The organism is Yinghuangia sp. YIM S09857, from assembly GCF_051388915.1.
GTDB lineage: Bacteria > Actinomycetota > Actinomycetes > Streptomycetales > Streptomycetaceae > Yinghuangia.
In genome coordinates, this window is sequence record NZ_JBPKBH010000018.1 from 19,910 (window position 1) to 35,174 (window position 15,265).

A 15,265-nucleotide genomic window follows, 5' to 3' on the forward strand; every position below is an offset into this window, starting at 1 on the left:
TGTCCCGGTCAGCCGATGGGTCTGCGATGCGAGCGAGCTCGTTTTACAGGGTGGCGATGGGGGCCTGCCAGGGGATCACGGATTGTTGCCAGGGCGTCGGGCCTCCGGTGCCGGGAGCACGCGTGTCAGACTCCACCTTCTGCCTTGGCCTCTCCGGGGCGCCCGCCGGATGCGCCGTGTGGGAGGGAGAATATCGATGCCCCGGCTTCAGGATGTGAAGGACGAGGTCATCCGTCCGCGTTCCGCGGGTGTGGATCTGGACAAGCGTTTCCTGCTTGCATGCGTTCGTGCACCGAGCTCGCAGCGGGCCGGCAGCTGGTCGTTGGAGACAGAGCGGTTCGGTACGACCTCCGCCGAAGTCCGGCGGCTGCTGGCCTGGTTACTCGAACGCCGGGTCGAGGTCGTGGTGATGGAAGCGATTTCCGACTACTGGCGTGGTGTCTACTACCTGCTGCAACCGCACCTGAACCTGATGCTGGTGAACCCCGCCCACCTCAAGGGCATCCGGGGCCGCAAGACCGATCCCAGTGACGCAGCCTTCCTCGCCCGGGCCGGAGCGTCCGGCATGGTGATCGCCTCCTTCGCCCGCAGCGCGATATCCGCGAGCTGCGCGATCTGACGCGTCGCCGCACCGAGCTGGTGCGCGCGGCGGGCTGGGAGGCTCAACGGCTGGAGAAGGAACTCGAGGACACCGGCATGAAACTGTCCGCGCTCCTCAGTGACATCACCGGAGCCAGCGGCCGCGCCATCCTGGAAGCACTCATCGCGGGCGAGCGCGATCCGGCCCGACTCGCCGACCTCACCCGCGGCAAAGCCCGCAACAAGATTCCTGCGCTCGTCGCGGCCCTGGACGGCGAGTTTACCGACCACCATGCGTTCATGGTCCGGCACTATCTGGACGAGATCGACCGCTGGCGAGGCGTCATCGCCACGTTCGACGCCCGCATCGCCGCGCTCTTGGCCGACCGCGAGCAGGACCTGGCCAACCTGGCCACCATTCCCGGCATCGGCCGCCTCGGTGCGGAGATCATCATCGCCGAGACCGGCGGCGACATGGCCCAGTTCACCTCTGCCCGCCACCTGGCCTCCTGGGCCGGGGTCTGCCCGGGCCAGAACGAGTCCGCCGGAGTCAGCAGATCCGGCCGCACCCGCCCAGGCAACAGCAACCTCAAACGCCTGCTCGGCATCGCCGCCATAGTCGCGATCAGACGCAAGGACACCTACCTTGCAGTGTTCTTCCGACGCATCGCGGCCCGGCGGGGCGGCAGGCGCGCGCTGGTCGCGGTCATGCACAAACTCGCCATAGCGATCTGGCGCGTCCTGCACAACAAGACCGCCTACCGAGAACTCGGCACCAACCACTTCACCAAGCGCGACCCCGAACGCGCCATGCGCGCATGGTCAAGCAAGCCAACGACCTCGGACTGACCATCCGCTTCGAACCCATCACAGCCAACTGACCGACTCAGCTGCGGTTCATTTTCGTGTCAGTCCCTTCGGCGGTGACGTTGGCGGCCTTGCTGGAGGCCCAGGCGTGGATGTGTTGGGGCGGGTCGGTGTCGCGGTGGCGGCCGGGTGACGTGGACTCCGGTGTCGCGGCCGTGTGAGGCGATGATCCGCTCGATGTAGCAGGCGAGTTCTGTCGGGCCGCCGCCGCGGTAGCCGATGTTGAAGCCGCTCAGGCGGTCCTGTGGGGCGAGAGACAAGATGCCGTCGCCGGTGCGGATCCAGAACAGGGCGAGGTGAATGTCGATGTTGGAATCGTGGGTGGAGCCGAAAACGAAGTCGTGCCGCTCGGTGCCCCCGTCTGGACCAGGACCGCGTCACCGAGCGGGTACCCGCTCGGGCGACCGTACGGTCCCGACCTGGACTGGGGCGTCGACGGGTCCGTACCGGCAGCCGTCCTCGACCCGTTCCGCCGCGGCGTCGCCGCCAGTTGCGAAAGCGACAGCCTCACCAGCCTGACGGAGGTGCTCAAGCAGTAGCCGGCCCGACCGGCCGCCCGGAGGGCGTAGCGGCGGAGTCGCAAGGGGGCGCTGCAGCGCCCCCGCCTCGACTCGACGGTCGCCGCGAACGTTACCGGCGGGTTGCCGGCAGTGCCTTGCTTAGAACCGCCCGGATGTGTGCCGGGTCGGCGTCGTGGCCGTCCAGAAGGATGGCGGTGCAGAGACCGTCGCAAAGTGCGACGAAGGCTGTGACAGCGTCGGGATCGTCCGTCTGGGTGCGGGCGAGTTCCGCGACGTTGTCGCGCCAGCGCCGCGCTGCGGGGCGCAGGGCGGGGCGGCGGGCTGCCAGGGTCGACAGTTCACGCTCGGCGAGTGCGCGCTCGCGGCCAGGGCCTGCCGATTCGGCGACGAGTTGGGCGAGTCCGCCGACGGGGTCGTCGTCGGTGTCGATGAGGTGGCGGATGCGGTGGGTGTACGCGTCGGTGACGCTGGTCAACGCAGCGACGAGCAGGTCGTCGAGGGTGGCGAAGTAGTAGAGGGTGAGGCTGGTGGTGATCCCGGCCTCCGCGGCGACGGTCCGGTGGGTTACGCCGGTGGCCCCGTCGCGGTGGACGATCGCTATCGTCGCCTCGATGATCTGGGCTCGGCGGCGTTGGCCCCGCAGTTTGCGTCCGTCCACCGTGTCCTGCTCGTCCGTCATCGTCCTCACCGATCATCGCCGCTTGCGCGAGTCGAGGCTATCGGCTCTTTCGGGGTGGGCTTCGCCGATGGGGCGGATCCGGCGAAGCATCCCGAGGCAGGCGACCGCGGCGACGGCGACGCCCGCTACTGCCGCGGCCGTGTTGAATCCGGTGGTGAATGCGTTCTGTGCCTGTCGCAGAGCCCCGGGCGGCAAGTGGTCGGCAACGGATGACGCGCCGGTGAGGCTGTCGCCGTAGGTGGTGGCGACGGACCGGGGCACAGCGGGCTGAGGTTCGACGGTCGTACGGTAGACGGCGGTGGTGAGGCTGCCCAGCAACGCGACCCCGGTTGCGATTCCCAGTTCCTGCACGGTCTCGGAAACCGCAGCAGCCGAACCGGCCTTCTCCGGCGGGGCCGCTCCCACGACCATGTCGGTGCCGAGGGCGGCGATGACGCCGAGGCCGAGATAGAGGAGCGCGCATCCGGCGACCACACCGGCCCGGCTGTCGGTGTCGGCGAGGAACGCATATCCGATGAGTGACAGCGCCAGCGCGGAGGCCATGACCTTGCCCGGCGAGACACGGGTGGCAATCACGGGCGCACCGACGCCCCCGATCAGCATGGCCAGCGCCGGTGGCCCCATCCACAGGCCGGCTGTCGTAGCCGAAAGGCCTTCGACCAGTTGCAGGTGCTGGGTGATGAGAAACATCATGCCGCCGAAGCCGACCAGGCCGATCAGCAGGACCGCCAAGGCGGCGGAGAAGGCTCGGTCGGCGAAGAGCCGCAGGTCCAGCAGCGGTTCCTCCAGGCGCAGTTGGCGGCGAACGAAAGCCACCGTCGACATCCCACCGACCAGGACGGCGGGCACCGCCTGGACGTCGGCACCATGCGCGGCGACGTGCTTGACCGCGTAGACGGCCGGAAGCATCGCGGCCAGCGACAGGACCACGCTCACCAGGTCGGGTCGGCCGGCATCGGTCCGATGCTCCGGCAGCAGCGCCGGTGCGGCGGCCAGCACGATCACGGCGGCGGGCACCGCGATCAGGAAGACCGCGCCCCACCAGAAGCTCGCCACCAACACGCCGCCCACAATCGGTCCGGCCGCCATGCCGAGCGCGAACATCGTGGCCCAGCCGCCGATCGCCAGCGCCCGTTGGCGGGCGTCGACGAACATGGTGCTGATCAAGGACAACGTGGCCGGCATCAGTGTCGCTCCGGCAACACCGAGGGCTGCCCGCGCCGCGATCAGCCACATCGGGCCGGGGGCGAATGCCGCCAGGACCGACGCCGCGCCGAACGCGGCCATGCCGATCATCAGCAGGCGTCGGCGCCCGATCCGGTCGCCCAGCGCTCCCATCGTGATCAGGAAACCCGCGATGAGGAACCCGTACGCGTCCATGATCCACAGGGTTTCCGTCGCGCTGGGGTTCAGGTCCGCGGCCAGGCTGGGGACGACGAGGTAGAGCGCCGTCACATCGAGCCCCAACAGCGCGGTAGGCAGCGCCAGCACCGCGAATCCTGCCCACTCCCGCCAGCCGGCGCGCGGCGACGATGTCGATGTCCCGGACCGACGGCCATTCGGCAATATAGTTGAACTCACGTACTATTTGTACCATCGTTCAACTTTATTGTCGACGAGCCGCCGTCGCACATGGTTCGACGACCGCAAGAACCGACACCGCGGCCGATCACCCCGGGTATCGGCACAGGGCGGGGAACGCCGCGACCGGCTCCCGAGGCTGCGGAAGGCCTTGGTCCGGCCCTGCGGGACCGGAGGGCGGAGCCTCCAAGGTGCGCAGATCTCCCGCCGCCGGCGCGACATTGGCGGAGCTCGTGCCCGGCGTGACGGTCGCGCCCTTCGCCACCCCGGCGGCCTGCGTGATCTCGGTGAGTCCGACAGCCGCGAACCCTCGGGATGCGAACAGTCGCCGGCCCTCCCGCAGGAGGGTGCGCTTGGTCTGCTCGCGCTGCCGCGTCCCGGCGGCGCTGTCGTACACCATGTCGCCCCGATCCTTTGACATACCGCTGGTATGCCGACTGGGAAGAGGGAAGAGGCCATGCGCCTGACGGGCTTTTACACCGTTGTCTGCACCGACCGCCTGGTCGAGTCGCGCGACTTCTCCACGCGCCTGTTCGGGTTCGAGGTTGCGTTCGAAGCCGACCGGTACATCAGCCTGCGCCATCCGGGGCCGCATCCGTTCGAGCTCGCGCTGCTTGATCCGGCGCATCCGACGATCCCGGAGACCCGCGACACCGCAACGCGAGGCATTTGATCAACTCGAAGTCGGCGACGTCGACGCCGACTACGAGCGCCTGGTCAAACGCGAGGGACTCAATCCCGTCCTCGACATCCGGAGCGAAGACTTCGGACAACGGCACTTCATCGTGACCGATCCCAACAGGCATCCTCGTCGACGTCATCACCGAGATCCCGCCCCAGGGCGCCTACACCGAGGCCGACAACTCCTCCGTGCACAGGTGAGACCGAACCGGCTTCCGCGTTCGGCGCAATGCTGGGCCGGCCTCTGATCTTGGTCCTCTCCGAGCGCGAGTACTTCGGCCATGTGTGCCTCGGCCCAGTGGGTGAGCTCGGCCATGCGGTGAGGGAGTAACAAGTGCCGAGGTCGGCCGGTTCGTAGGTGACGGTCACCGGCGCCGTGGGGTGACGCCGCAGGTCACCCGGCCGCGTTCGAACCGGTCGACCGACCGGCCGCCGTGCCACGACCGCCCGGGGTATGCCTGGGCATACCCCGGGTCCGGTTGTCTCCCGGCGTGTTCCGCGGTCGGCGTTCTGGTGGACTCCTGTCACCGCTCGGCGAGGTCCGCGGGGCGTGGAGGGGAGTCGCCGCTCATGGGCGTCAACACACAGTGGGAGATGGGCCGTTCCGAGGCGGCATGCTCTCCCGGCACGGTGGTGGTGCGGCTCGACAGGGCTGTCAAGACGTACCGCGCCGGCTCCTCACGGGTGCGGGCGCTCGACGGAGTGGACTTCTCGCTGGCAGCCGGCACGTGGACCGCGGTGATGGGGCCTTCGGGGTCGGGCAAGTCGACGCTGTTGCACTGCGCCGCGGGGCTGGACACCGTCGATGACGGACGTGTCGCCCTGTGCGGCGAGGACATCACCGCGGCCGACGATCGTCGGCTGACGCGACTGCGGCGCGGGACGGTCGGTTTCGTGTTCCAGAACTTCAACTTGGTCGCGTCCTTGTCCGCGGAGCAGAACGTCGCCCTCCCGCTGCGCCTGTCCGGCGCCGGTGTACGCCGCGACCAGGTGCGCGGCGCACTCGCCGATGTGGGCCTCGCGGACCGGGGCCGGCACAAACCCCGGGAATTGTCCGGCGGGCAGCAGCAACGCGTGGCGATAGCGCGTGCGATGGTCACGCGCCCCGTCGTGCTGTTCGCCGACGAGCCGACCGGCGCACTGGATTCAACGTCGGCGCGCGCGGTGTTGGCGCTGTTGCGGGCCATGGTGGACGAGACAGGTCAGAGCATCGTGATGGTCACCCACGACCCGATGGCCGCATCGGCGGCCGACGCCGTGGTCTTCCTGAGTGACGGCCGCGTCGTGGACCGTCTGGACCGGCCGTCCGCGAACCGCGTCGCGGAGCGTCTCGCGTCGTTGGAGGTGTGAGCCGTGTTCACGTTGTCGCTGAGTACGGTGCGCGAACGTTGGCAGTTGTTCGTCGGGGCACTGGTCGCGATCGCCCTGGGTGTCGCGCTGGTGCAGTCGTCGTTGCTCGTCCTGATGTCCACCTCGGACCCTCGCATCCCTGCCGACCTGACGCGCGTGGAGCGTGATGAGATGCGCGAAGGCTTCGTCGGCGCGGCGATGCTGATGGGCCTTCAGGTGCCGTTGGTGTTCTTCCTCGCGGTTTTCGTGGTCGGCTCCACGTGTGCGTTCACCGTCGCGCAACGCCGCCGTGACCTGGCGCTGTTGCGGGTCCTGGGGGCCGGGCGCGGACAGGTGCGCAGGCTTTTGACGGCCGAAGCGCTGCTTCTCGGTGTGGCCGGCGCGCTGTTCGGTGCACCGCTGGGCCTGGCCACGACATGGGTGCAGACGCGGTTGTTGGAGCAGGTGGGTTTCGTGCCGTCCGGCTTCTCACCCCGGTACTGGGACTGGGGCGTCGTGTCGGCGGCCGGGGTCACCGGTGCGGGTATGGCGCTTCTCGGCTCGTGGAACGCGGGCCGGCGTGCGGGGCGGGTGCGACCGTTGGAGGCGATTCACGACACGGGTGCCGCGGCACGAGTCATGTCCAAGGGCCGGTGGATCGTCGGCGGGACGGCCCTGGCGCTGTCGGTGCTGTTGGTCGCGGCGGGACAGGCGTCCGACATGATCGGGGCGGTGACGATCGCGATGGTGCTCGCTGTCGTCGGGGCGATCGCGCTGTCTGCGCTCAGTCCGCTCGTGGTGCCGCTGGTGGCCCGGCTGTTCGGCCTGCTGCTGCGGCGCAGCGCCTTGGGATCGCTCGCGGAGGCGAACCTGCGTGACGGGGTTCGCCGGAGCGCGTCGGTGGCGGCGCCGTTGATCGTGCTGGTGTCGCTGATCCTTGGTCTGTCGGGCGCGTTGGGCGTGCTGTCACGCTCGATCGGGGAGGAGCAAGAGCGCCTGACCCGCGGCGATTTGGTGGTGTCGTCGACCGGGGCCGAGGCAGCCAGGCTCCTTGGTGTTGCGGGGGTCGCGGATGTTTCGACGCAGATTTCCGTTTCGGTTCCGGTGACCGCCCGTGTCCTTCGTGACGGGTCGAGGTCGCGCAGCTCGCACACGTTCGAGCAGCGTGTGGTGGCGGTCGACGCCGAGGCCTACGCACGCGCCAGGCTGCTCGTGCCGACCTCGGGTTCGCTCGCCGACCTGCACGGGGCGACCGTCGCCGTCGGACCGGCGGTGCAGGCGAAGGGATTTTCGGGGCCGCGGGTCGGCGAGTCGGTGACCGTGCGCGTCGAGGGCCGCGAGGTCGTTCTGCGGGTCGTCGCGGTCCTGCCGGAAACTCTCGACATCGGCGAGGAGTTCCTGATCTCGAAGGACGCCCTGCCCGCGGACCTGCTGGCGGCCTCGCCCGGTGAGTCGATCGTCACCGTCGCGGAGGGCGCCTCGGCGCGCGAGGTCGCGCGGAAGATCTCCGCGTCGGGCATCGGAGACGTCAGCACCGTGACGGAGTGGACCGCCGCCAAGGCCGACGCGCAACAGGACGGCAACGACAAGATCTTCGCGGTGCTGCTCGGTCTCGCCGGCCTGTATGCACTGATCGCCGTCGTGAACGCCCTGATGATCGCCACGACCGAGCGCCGCGCCGAGTTCGCGGTCGCCCGGCTGAGTGGTCTGGAGCGACCACAGGTCGTTCGCATGGCCTTGATCGAGGCATGGGCGGTGACCTCGATCGGGCTCCTGCTCGGCGGCCTCGTCGCGGCCGGGGGCACGGCGGGCATGGCCAAGAGCACGGCACAGGCAACCGGGACCCCCATCATCGTGGTGCCGTGGGCCATGCTGAGCGTCACCGTACTGGGGGCCTTCGCCGTGACCGGGGCGGCGGCCGTCTGGTCCGCGCGTGCGACCACCAGGGGACGCCCCGCGGAACTCGCCGCCGCCCGCACATGAGCCTGGGCCTACCGTGTCCTGTGGACCCACCCCCGAGATCGCCCACAGGAGACACACGTGGCGCCGCCGACAACCGTGCCGGTCGACCGAAACCTGTTGATCCCCGGTTGGATCTGGCGTTGCCCCGTGTACCTAGCGGCCGGTGTGGTGGTGGGTCTGCCGGTGCTGGGCCTGTTCGCTGTAATCACGGCACCATGGATCGCGGCCGCGATCGCTCTTGGTGAGCGCGATCTCGGACGCGCGGCGGTCCTGCTCGTGGCGGGCCTGCCGGCCGTCGCCCTGGCGCCGCTCGCCGCCGCGCCGGTGGCCGCGCTGGAACGTCGGCGTCTGCGTGTCGTGCGCATGTCACCGACACCGTCCCCTCAGACAAGGGGCGCCCGGGACGCATCCCTTCCCGCTCGCGGCAAGGCGCGGCTGCGCGAGCACTACGCGGGCTCCCGGGTGGGAAGCGAGGTCGGCTGTGCGATCCTCGTGGCCGTGGTGGGGCCGGCGCTGGGGACCCTCGCGATGGTCTGGGCCGTCGTATCAGCCCTGCTGGTCCTGGCACCGGTGCTCGTCGCGATCACCACTGGCCCGGTCGCTCTGCTGATCGGACACGCCGAAACCGTGCCCGACACCCTCCCGTACTGCCTCGCGGGCGTCGCCTCGGTGCTCGTCGGCGCGTACGCCCTCTCCGTGCTCGCACTGGCACACGCCCGCGTCACCCGGACGCTCCTTTGCCGCGGGCATCAACACCTCGCCGCGCGACTGGTCGAGGTCACCCGGTCCCGGTCCCGCCTCGCGGACGCTTTCGCGGCCGAACGCCGCCGCATCGAACGCGATCTCCACGACGGCGCGCAGCAGCAACTGCTCGGCCTCAGCCTGCAATTGGGCCTGGCCAGGCACGATCTACCACCGGACACACCAGCCGGCCAGGCGGTGGCCCGCGCCCACGACCAAGCCAAAGAGCTCATGGTCGCGCTGCGGGAACTCATCCGCGGGATCCATCCGCAGGTGCTCACCGAACGCGGCCTCGCCGCCGCGCTCCACGAACTCGCCGAATGCTGCCCCCTGCCTGTCGGCACCGACATCGACCTGCCCGAACGACCACCGCAAGCGGTGGAGACCGCGGCCTACTTCGCCGCCGCCGAGGCACTCGCCAACACCCTCAAGCACAGCGGCGCCGACCGGGCGGACATCGCCGCCCGGCTGACCGACGGACTGCTCACCGTCGACATACGCGACAACGGATGCGGCGGCGCCCGCTGTGAAGGCACCGGCCTGACGGGGATAGCCGACCGCGTCGGAGTCACCGACGGCACTCTGCGACTGTCCAGCCCCCCGGGCGGACCCACTCTCGTCCGCGTGGAGATCCCTTGCTCGCTCCCGGCAACGATCACACGGACACCGCCGCCCCCGGCGACGACAACGCCGAAACCGCGGTGACCCCCTTGCGGGTGATCCTGGCCGAAGACGCGGTTCTGCTGCGCGCGGGCCTCGCGGAACTCCTCGAACGCTTCGGCTTCCACGTCACCGCGATGCCCGACGGAGCAACCCTCAAGGACGCCGTACGCGAGGACGCGCCGGACCTGGTGATCACCGACATCCGGATGCCACCCGCCTTCACCCACGAGGGCCTGCACGCGGCCCTCGAACTGCGCGCGGAGATCCCGAACCTACCCATCGTCGTCCTGAGCCAGTACATCGAACCGGACGGTGCGGCGGAACTCCTGGCCACCGGAGACGGCAGAGCCATCGGTTATCTCCTCAAAGACCGCGTCGTCGACGTCGCGGACTTCATCGCCACCCTGCGCCGCGTCGCCGCCGGCGGCGCGGCCGTCGACCCGCAGGTCGTTGCCCGCCTGCTGCGCCGCCGCCCCGACCCGGTCGCCGCGCTGTCCCCCCGCGAACAACAGGTGCTGTCCCTGATCGCCCAAGGGCTCTCCAACGCCGCGATCATGCGCCAACTCGCCGTCTCCGAACCGGCCGTCGGCAAACACGTCCGCAACATCTTCGCCAAACTCGGTCTCCCGCCGGGCAACGACACCCATCGACGGGTCCTCGCCGTACTCGCGTACCTACGGGTCGGAGACCCGGGAGGCGGAACGTCCTAGCGCGGTGACCCTCTTGATTCGCCGGGTTTGGGCAGGCGGCGGCTTCGACGGGGTTCCGTCCCAGCGGATGCTCTTCTCTCCTTGGATGCGGGGGGGTTCCTTGCGTTGTGCGGCGAGTACGTCGGGGTGGCGGGCGTTGGTGTTGCGCCGGCGCAGGTAGCGGTGCGGTGCCTGGATTCGCGCGTAGTGGTTGCGGTGGTGGGAGTCGGCCAGGGTGAACTGCCGCAGGGGCCGAAGCGGCCTCCGGCCGACAAGCGGTTGACCTCTTCGGGACGTTTCTGGCCTCCGTGAGCGCGCGCAGGGCGGGCCGTCGGCGAGCTTCGCCTGCGCGGTCGGTGCCTATGCGCATCGGCGGCCGTGGCGGCGGACGCGGCACGACGGCGTCCCGGCCGCCGTTGCGGGCGATCTCGCCGCAGAGGGTGGGGGCCGATCGCCCAGCCGCCCTGGCCGGTTCCCGGGCAGATTCCCTGCGGCGATGCTCCGGGGAGACCTCCTCGGCCTCGCCGTCGGGTGGACGGCGCTCTGATCGCTGTTGCGGAGCGAGGCGGGCACCTTGGGTCCGGCACCTGAGCCGGCGGCCGTGGTGCATCGGCGCCGCGAGCGCCCGGTCAAGCTGAGGGACTGCCCACGCGCCGGCGTCCCCGAGGCTCGTCCTGCCCATCCGGTGAACACCCGTGGCCACGCACCTGTGCCTCCACGACCGCGTGATCCTTCAGGGGCGGTGCACAGATTCGGGTTGCGATTCCCGGTCGGACTGAGTGTTATGTTGATCTGCTTTGCTCCGATCGGAAGGAAAGCAGATGGACGCCCCGTCTTTGCACAGTCGCTTCCTCGGCGATGTGCTTCCTCGTATCCGGCAGGATGCGCGCGTGGCCGGCATGGCGCTCACCGGGTCCATCGCGGGAGGCCGCTGCGATGTCTACTCGGACGTGGACCTGATCCTGGTCGTCGATGACGAGGATTACGACGCGGTGATGCGGGAGCGTCTCGTGCTGATCGGCTCCTGGACCTCCCTGGTGGCCGGATTCACCGGGGAGCATGTCGGCGAGCCGCGCGTGATCATCACGCTCGTCGGGCCGCCTCTCCTGCACGTCGACTTCAAGTTCGTCCGGACCTCCGACTTCGCCGAGCGGACCGAGGACCCGGAGATCCTGTGGGACCGGGACGGCCTCCTGGCCGGCGCCCTCGCCCGGCAGCCGCCGGTCGGTGTGGCGTTCGACCTCCAGTGGATCGAGGACCGGTTTTGGGTCTGGGTGCACTACGGCGCGACGAAACTCGGCCGCGGGGAGCTGTTCGAGACCATCGGCTTCCTCACCTACCTGCGCGAGACCGTACTCGGCCCTCTGGCCGCCCGCCGGGTGGGCGCGGTCCCCCGCGGTGTACGCCATCTGGAGACAATCGCGCCCGAGGAGGCGCGCAGCCTTCGGGCAACGCTGTGCGGCTACGACCGGCACGAAGCCGGACGGGCGTTCCTCGCCACCGTCGATCTGTACCGCCGATGGTCCGATGCCGATGAGGCGACCGTTGAACGGCGCCATCACGCCGAGAAGCTCGCCGTGCAGTACCTCCACGACATCATCGACCAAGACTGCTGACCGAGGAGGGCTCACGTACCTCGCCGCCCGTGCTGGTCCGCTTCGGTCGGACGGTCCGCCGGCAACTGTCGGATCCGCGCGATTGCGGCATCGGCGGCCACCGTTCCCCGCCACCGGTCGGGACGCGGAGACTCCCGGTGAGCCGCCCACGCGATTCGCGGGCGGCGACCCTCGCGTTCGCCGCTGCGGTCGGCGTGTGGCGCCCGGACCTGTCGGGCCCCGGCGGAATGCCCGGGCTGCGCGAACTGGGCGCCGTGGTGGGCTTCATGGTCGTGGCGTCGGTGCTCACCCCGATGTACGCGGGCGAGGAGTTCGGCTGGACCAGCTACCTGCGGCCGCGGCTCTTCGGCGGCCGCACCCTCCCCTCGATGGCCGCGACGAGCCTGATCTGGGCACTGTGGCACTTCCCGCTGGCCTTCATCGGCTATGTCGAGTTCGCCAACGTGGTCCTGGGCCTGACGGTGTGGACGCTGTCGTTCTCGCTCCAGGAGATCATCCTGACCTGGCTGTACCACCGCAGCCGCAGCGTATGGGTCGCGAGCCTGGCGCACGCCGGGAACAACATGGTGCTGTTCCTGATCCTGGGCGACGTACTCGACCACGACAACGGCATGGGCCCCATCGCCCCGATGGCCCTGGCGCTCGTCCCGATCGCCCTGATCTGCGCGTGGATCATCATCGGCCGACGCCTGCCCGGCGACCCCACCCCCATCGCGATCGCGACGACGCCCGCGAGCGCTCCGACGTCGGCGGACGCCGTGAACTGAACGCGCCCCCACGCCGTGGTGCATCCGCCGCCTTCGGCAGTGGCTCTCGTTCACACCCGCGGCGCCGCGCGCACTGTCGCGGATGGCCGGACCGTTGCCGTGGGGGCTGTCGTGGCGATCACCGCCGCGACCATGAAGCGGCCGAGTACGACAGGCCGGTTCAGCCGGCGCGCCCGGCGGGGCCGAGGTCGAGGTACTGGCAGTTGTAGCCGCTGACGCGGTCGAGTTCGACTCTGGTGACGTGGCGGATGTCGTCACGCCGTTGCGGGGGACTCGCTGTTGAAATGCGACCAGAAGGACTGCGTCTCAGGTCGAAGGCGTTGTCCGGTAGCGGGCGGCCGTGGGCGCGTTCGCGCATGGCGTCCCACGCATGTGGGTCGCCGCGCGAACCCCATCGCCACGGCCGACGCTGGAGCAGCTCGTCGACGGTCATGGGTTGGTCGGCGGTTCGGTGCGCGGGGCGGTGTCCTTGGTCGCGTCGGGGTGCACGGCGTCGCGGACCGTACGCAGGGCCGTCATCAGGGCGTCCAGTTGCTCGGGCGTGAACAGTCCAGTGAACCAGTGTTCGACGCTCTCCAGGTGATCGACAAGGACCGCGCGCAGGCGCTCGGTGCCTTCGGGGGTGATGACGGCGTACGTGCTGCGCCGGTCTTCCGGACTCGACTCGCGCCGCACCAGACCACCGCGCTGCAGGCGGTCCACCACGCGCGTGACCCCACTTGTGGACAGGAACAACTGGGCCGCGAGGTCGGTCATCCGCAGCCGCCCCCCGGGCGATCGGCTCAGCCGCGTCAAAGCACCGAAGTCCAGGGAGGACATGCCGGCCGCCTCGAACGTCGGCGCGAGCTTGGCGGCCAGCCCCTCGTGGGCCTCGAAGAAGATGCCGGACGCGGTCAGGCGGGGGTCGTCGAAGACGTCGGGGTTCATGCGCTCATCCTAGCGCGAGGTACTTGCCACGAGGATAGTTGACATGCGGAATATCCGCACGGTAAACATATGCCTGCCGCGGGGATATTCCTCGCGGCAACTAAATGAGTCCCGGCTGCCGGGTCCCTCCGTCAGGGGCGAACCCCCTCGCCATACCAAGGAGTTCCCATGTCCACCACCTGGGTCGCAGGCTTCCGCTCCGCCGTCCTCAGCCCCCACGAGGCCATCCAGATCAAGCCGTCCCGCGGCTTCCACGACCAGACGCTGCGTCAGGTCCTGCACCTCGACGGCGGCGGCAAGGCACTGCGAGTGTTGCTGAGCAACGAGTACGGCAAGGAGCCGCTGGTCGTCGGCGCGGCCCGGCTGGGCCTGCGCACCGCGGATGGCGCCGTCGACCCCGCCACCGACGCAGCACTGAGCTTCGGCGGCGCGACCGAGGTGGTGATCCCCGTCGGCGAACGCGTCCAGAGCGACCCCGTCACCCTCGCGGTATCCGGCGGAGCCGACGTGGCGCTGACCCTCTACCTGCCCGGGGACACCGGCCTGGCGACGTTCTCCCACACGCCGTCGCAGAACGCCTACCTGCTGCCCGGCAACGCCGTCGGTGCGGACTTCTCCGACGCCGAGGAGATCGACGGCCGCTACTTCGTCGCGGGCGTCGACGTCCTCGCCCCCGAAGGCACCGCGATAGCCGTCGCGTTCGGTGATTCGTGGTTCGAGGGCACGGGCACCTCCACCGGCACAAACCGCCGCTTCCCCAACCTGCTGAACCGGCGGCTCCACCGCGGCTGGGTAGTCAACCAGGGCATCGGCGGCAACCGCCTGCTGACCGACGAGGTCGGCGTACGCGGACTGGCCCGCTTCGAGCGCGACGTGCTCCAGGTGCCCGGAGTCACCCACGTGCTCTTCCACTTCGGCCTCAACGACGTCGGGCTGCCCGGCATGAGCGGCGAACCCCCGGCCACCGCCGAAGACCTGATCTCCGGCTTCACCACCCTTGCCGGCCAGGCACGTTCACGCGGTCTGACCACCATCGGCATGACGATGGGCCCATACGCAGGAACCATCTACCCCGGCGTCGACTCCCCAGAGGGCCGGGCGGTGCGACGCGAGGTCAACGCGTGGCTGCGCACGTCGACTGTCTTCGACGCCGTCGTCGACATCGCCGCGACCGTCCAGGACCCGGACGCGCCGGACTTCATCCGGGCCGACCTCGACAGCGGCGACCACCTGCACCTGAACGACGCGGGCGCGCAGGCGATAGCCGCGGCCGTGGACCTCGCATACCTGCGCCTGTGACGACTCCCCACCGCCCGTGTCACAGCCCACCAGGGCACCTCGGCCAGGGGTCAGCAGGGGGCCGTCCACAAGCTGCTTGGCCGTCTCCGCGATTTCCGTTTCGTGGCTGGAGTCCCTGGGGGTGCGGCTGGTGGCGGTCATCAGCGGTCGGGCAAACAGCAGGGGCCTTCCGGCGTCGGGTGCCGGCAACCGGCGTTTCGTCGAAGGTACGCTGCGGCACCCGAACCAGGACGCCGCATGGCGCGCCGAACTGCCGTACGGCCAAAAGCCATTCGCGGTGCTGCCGGGCTGCTCCGACTCCCGCGTGGGCGCGGATATCGTCTCGACCAGGGCCCAGGCCCGAGCCAGTGGGAGGTGGGGGGGG

15 protein-coding genes and 3 pseudogenes are annotated in these 15,265 nt (G+C 69.9%); 12 read left to right on the plus strand and 6 right to left on the minus strand.

Translation table 11 applies throughout. The annotated features are described in order from the left end of the window. Positions 1 to 196: 196 nt before the first annotated feature. The 3 genes from ACRX5S_RS30240 (at position 197) to ACRX5S_RS30250 (ending at position 1,985) form a co-directional block, all read left to right on the plus strand. Positions 197 to 619, plus strand: coding sequence for an IS110 family transposase (locus ACRX5S_RS30240; protein WP_436776339.1), 423 nt, complete (start codon positions 197 to 199; stop codon positions 617 to 619). Beyond that, positions 616 to 1,428, plus strand: coding sequence for an IS110 family transposase (locus ACRX5S_RS30245; RefSeq protein WP_436776470.1), 813 nt, complete (start codon positions 616 to 618; stop codon positions 1,426 to 1,428). The genes ACRX5S_RS30240 and ACRX5S_RS30245 overlap by 4 nt, the downstream gene beginning before the upstream one ends. Before the next feature lie 335 nt (positions 1,429 to 1,763). Beyond that, on the plus strand, positions 1,764 to 1,985 hold the full coding sequence (locus ACRX5S_RS30250; protein WP_436776340.1) for a hypothetical protein: 222 nt from the start codon (positions 1,764 to 1,766) through the stop codon (positions 1,983 to 1,985). Positions 1,986 to 2,076: 91 nt separating this feature from the next. On the opposite strand, the gene ACRX5S_RS30255 is transcribed toward ACRX5S_RS30250, so the two are convergent. The 3 genes from ACRX5S_RS30255 to ACRX5S_RS30265 form a co-directional block, all read right to left on the minus strand. Next, positions 2,077 to 2,646, minus strand: a complete 570-nt coding sequence (locus tag ACRX5S_RS30255; RefSeq protein WP_436776341.1) for a TetR/AcrR family transcriptional regulator — start codon at positions 2,644 to 2,646, stop codon at positions 2,077 to 2,079. Between the two features lie 12 nt (positions 2,647 to 2,658). Then, a complete protein-coding gene (locus ACRX5S_RS30260) occupies positions 2,659 to 4,137 on the minus strand; it encodes an MFS transporter (RefSeq protein WP_436776342.1) in 1,479 nt (492 codons plus the stop codon). 178 nt (positions 4,138 to 4,315) lie between these two features. Next, the gene (locus tag ACRX5S_RS30265) at positions 4,316 to 4,627 is read right to left on the minus strand and encodes a TetR/AcrR family transcriptional regulator (RefSeq protein WP_436776343.1); all 312 of its coding nucleotides are present in this window, start codon (positions 4,625 to 4,627) and stop codon (positions 4,316 to 4,318) included. A gap of 57 nt (positions 4,628 to 4,684) precedes the next feature. On the opposite strand from ACRX5S_RS30265, the pseudogene ACRX5S_RS30270 reads away from it, so the two are divergent. The 5 genes and pseudogenes from ACRX5S_RS30270 (at position 4,685) to ACRX5S_RS30290 (ending at position 10,313) form a co-directional block, all read left to right on the plus strand. Beyond that, a pseudogene (locus ACRX5S_RS30270) lies at positions 4,685 to 5,109 on the plus strand (VOC family protein). A 369-nt stretch (positions 5,110 to 5,478) separates the two neighbouring features. Further along, entirely contained in the window at positions 5,479 to 6,258 is a 780-nt protein-coding gene (locus tag ACRX5S_RS30275) for an ABC transporter ATP-binding protein (protein WP_436776344.1), read from the plus strand. 3 nt (positions 6,259 to 6,261) lie between these two features. Then, positions 6,262 to 8,220: an FtsX-like permease family protein gene (locus ACRX5S_RS30280; RefSeq protein ID WP_436776345.1), complete on the plus strand. Its 1,959-nt coding sequence runs from the start codon at positions 6,262 to 6,264 to the stop codon at positions 8,218 to 8,220. A gap of 57 nt (positions 8,221 to 8,277) precedes the next feature. Then, the gene (locus ACRX5S_RS30285; protein ID WP_436776346.1) at positions 8,278 to 9,645 is read left to right on the plus strand and encodes a histidine kinase; all 1,368 of its coding nucleotides are present in this window, start codon (positions 8,278 to 8,280) and stop codon (positions 9,643 to 9,645) included. Then, positions 9,642 to 10,313, plus strand: a complete 672-nt coding sequence (locus tag ACRX5S_RS30290) for a response regulator (RefSeq protein WP_436776471.1) — start codon at positions 9,642 to 9,644, stop codon at positions 10,311 to 10,313. Before ACRX5S_RS30285 ends, ACRX5S_RS30290 begins: the two co-directional genes overlap by 4 nt. Before the next feature lie 54 nt (positions 10,314 to 10,367). Here the strand turns inward: ACRX5S_RS30290 and ACRX5S_RS30295 are convergent. After that, positions 10,368 to 10,544, minus strand: a pseudogene (locus ACRX5S_RS30295) (IS630 family transposase); the annotation flags it as partial. A 569-nt stretch (positions 10,545 to 11,113) separates the two neighbouring features. Here ACRX5S_RS30295 and ACRX5S_RS30300 point away from each other — a divergent pair. Further along, positions 11,114 to 11,908, plus strand: coding sequence for a nucleotidyltransferase domain-containing protein (locus tag ACRX5S_RS30300; RefSeq protein ID WP_436776347.1), 795 nt, complete (start codon positions 11,114 to 11,116; stop codon positions 11,906 to 11,908). Positions 11,909 to 12,045: 137 nt separating this feature from the next. Then, complete coding sequence (locus tag ACRX5S_RS30305) at positions 12,046 to 12,675, plus strand: CPBP family intramembrane glutamic endopeptidase (RefSeq protein ID WP_436776348.1); 630 nt, start codon at positions 12,046 to 12,048, stop codon at positions 12,673 to 12,675. 160 nt (positions 12,676 to 12,835) lie between these two features. On the opposite strand, the gene ACRX5S_RS30310 is transcribed toward ACRX5S_RS30305, so the two are convergent. Together ACRX5S_RS30310 and ACRX5S_RS30315 are read right to left on the minus strand one after the other, a co-directional pair. After that, entirely contained in the window at positions 12,836 to 13,108 is a 273-nt protein-coding gene (locus ACRX5S_RS30310; protein ID WP_436776349.1) for a hypothetical protein, read from the minus strand. Continuing rightward, complete coding sequence (locus tag ACRX5S_RS30315; RefSeq protein ID WP_436776350.1) at positions 13,105 to 13,602, minus strand: MarR family winged helix-turn-helix transcriptional regulator; 498 nt, start codon at positions 13,600 to 13,602, stop codon at positions 13,105 to 13,107. The genes ACRX5S_RS30310 and ACRX5S_RS30315 overlap by 4 nt, the downstream gene beginning before the upstream one ends. 168 nt (positions 13,603 to 13,770) lie before the next feature. On the opposite strand from ACRX5S_RS30315, the gene ACRX5S_RS30320 reads away from it, so the two are divergent. Together ACRX5S_RS30320 and ACRX5S_RS30325 are read left to right on the plus strand one after the other, a co-directional pair. After that, complete coding sequence (locus ACRX5S_RS30320) at positions 13,771 to 14,901, plus strand: GDSL-type esterase/lipase family protein (protein ID WP_436776351.1); 1,131 nt, start codon at positions 13,771 to 13,773, stop codon at positions 14,899 to 14,901. A 130-nt stretch (positions 14,902 to 15,031) separates the two neighbouring features. Then, a pseudogene (locus ACRX5S_RS30325) lies at positions 15,032 to 15,265 on the plus strand (hypothetical protein); the annotation flags it as partial.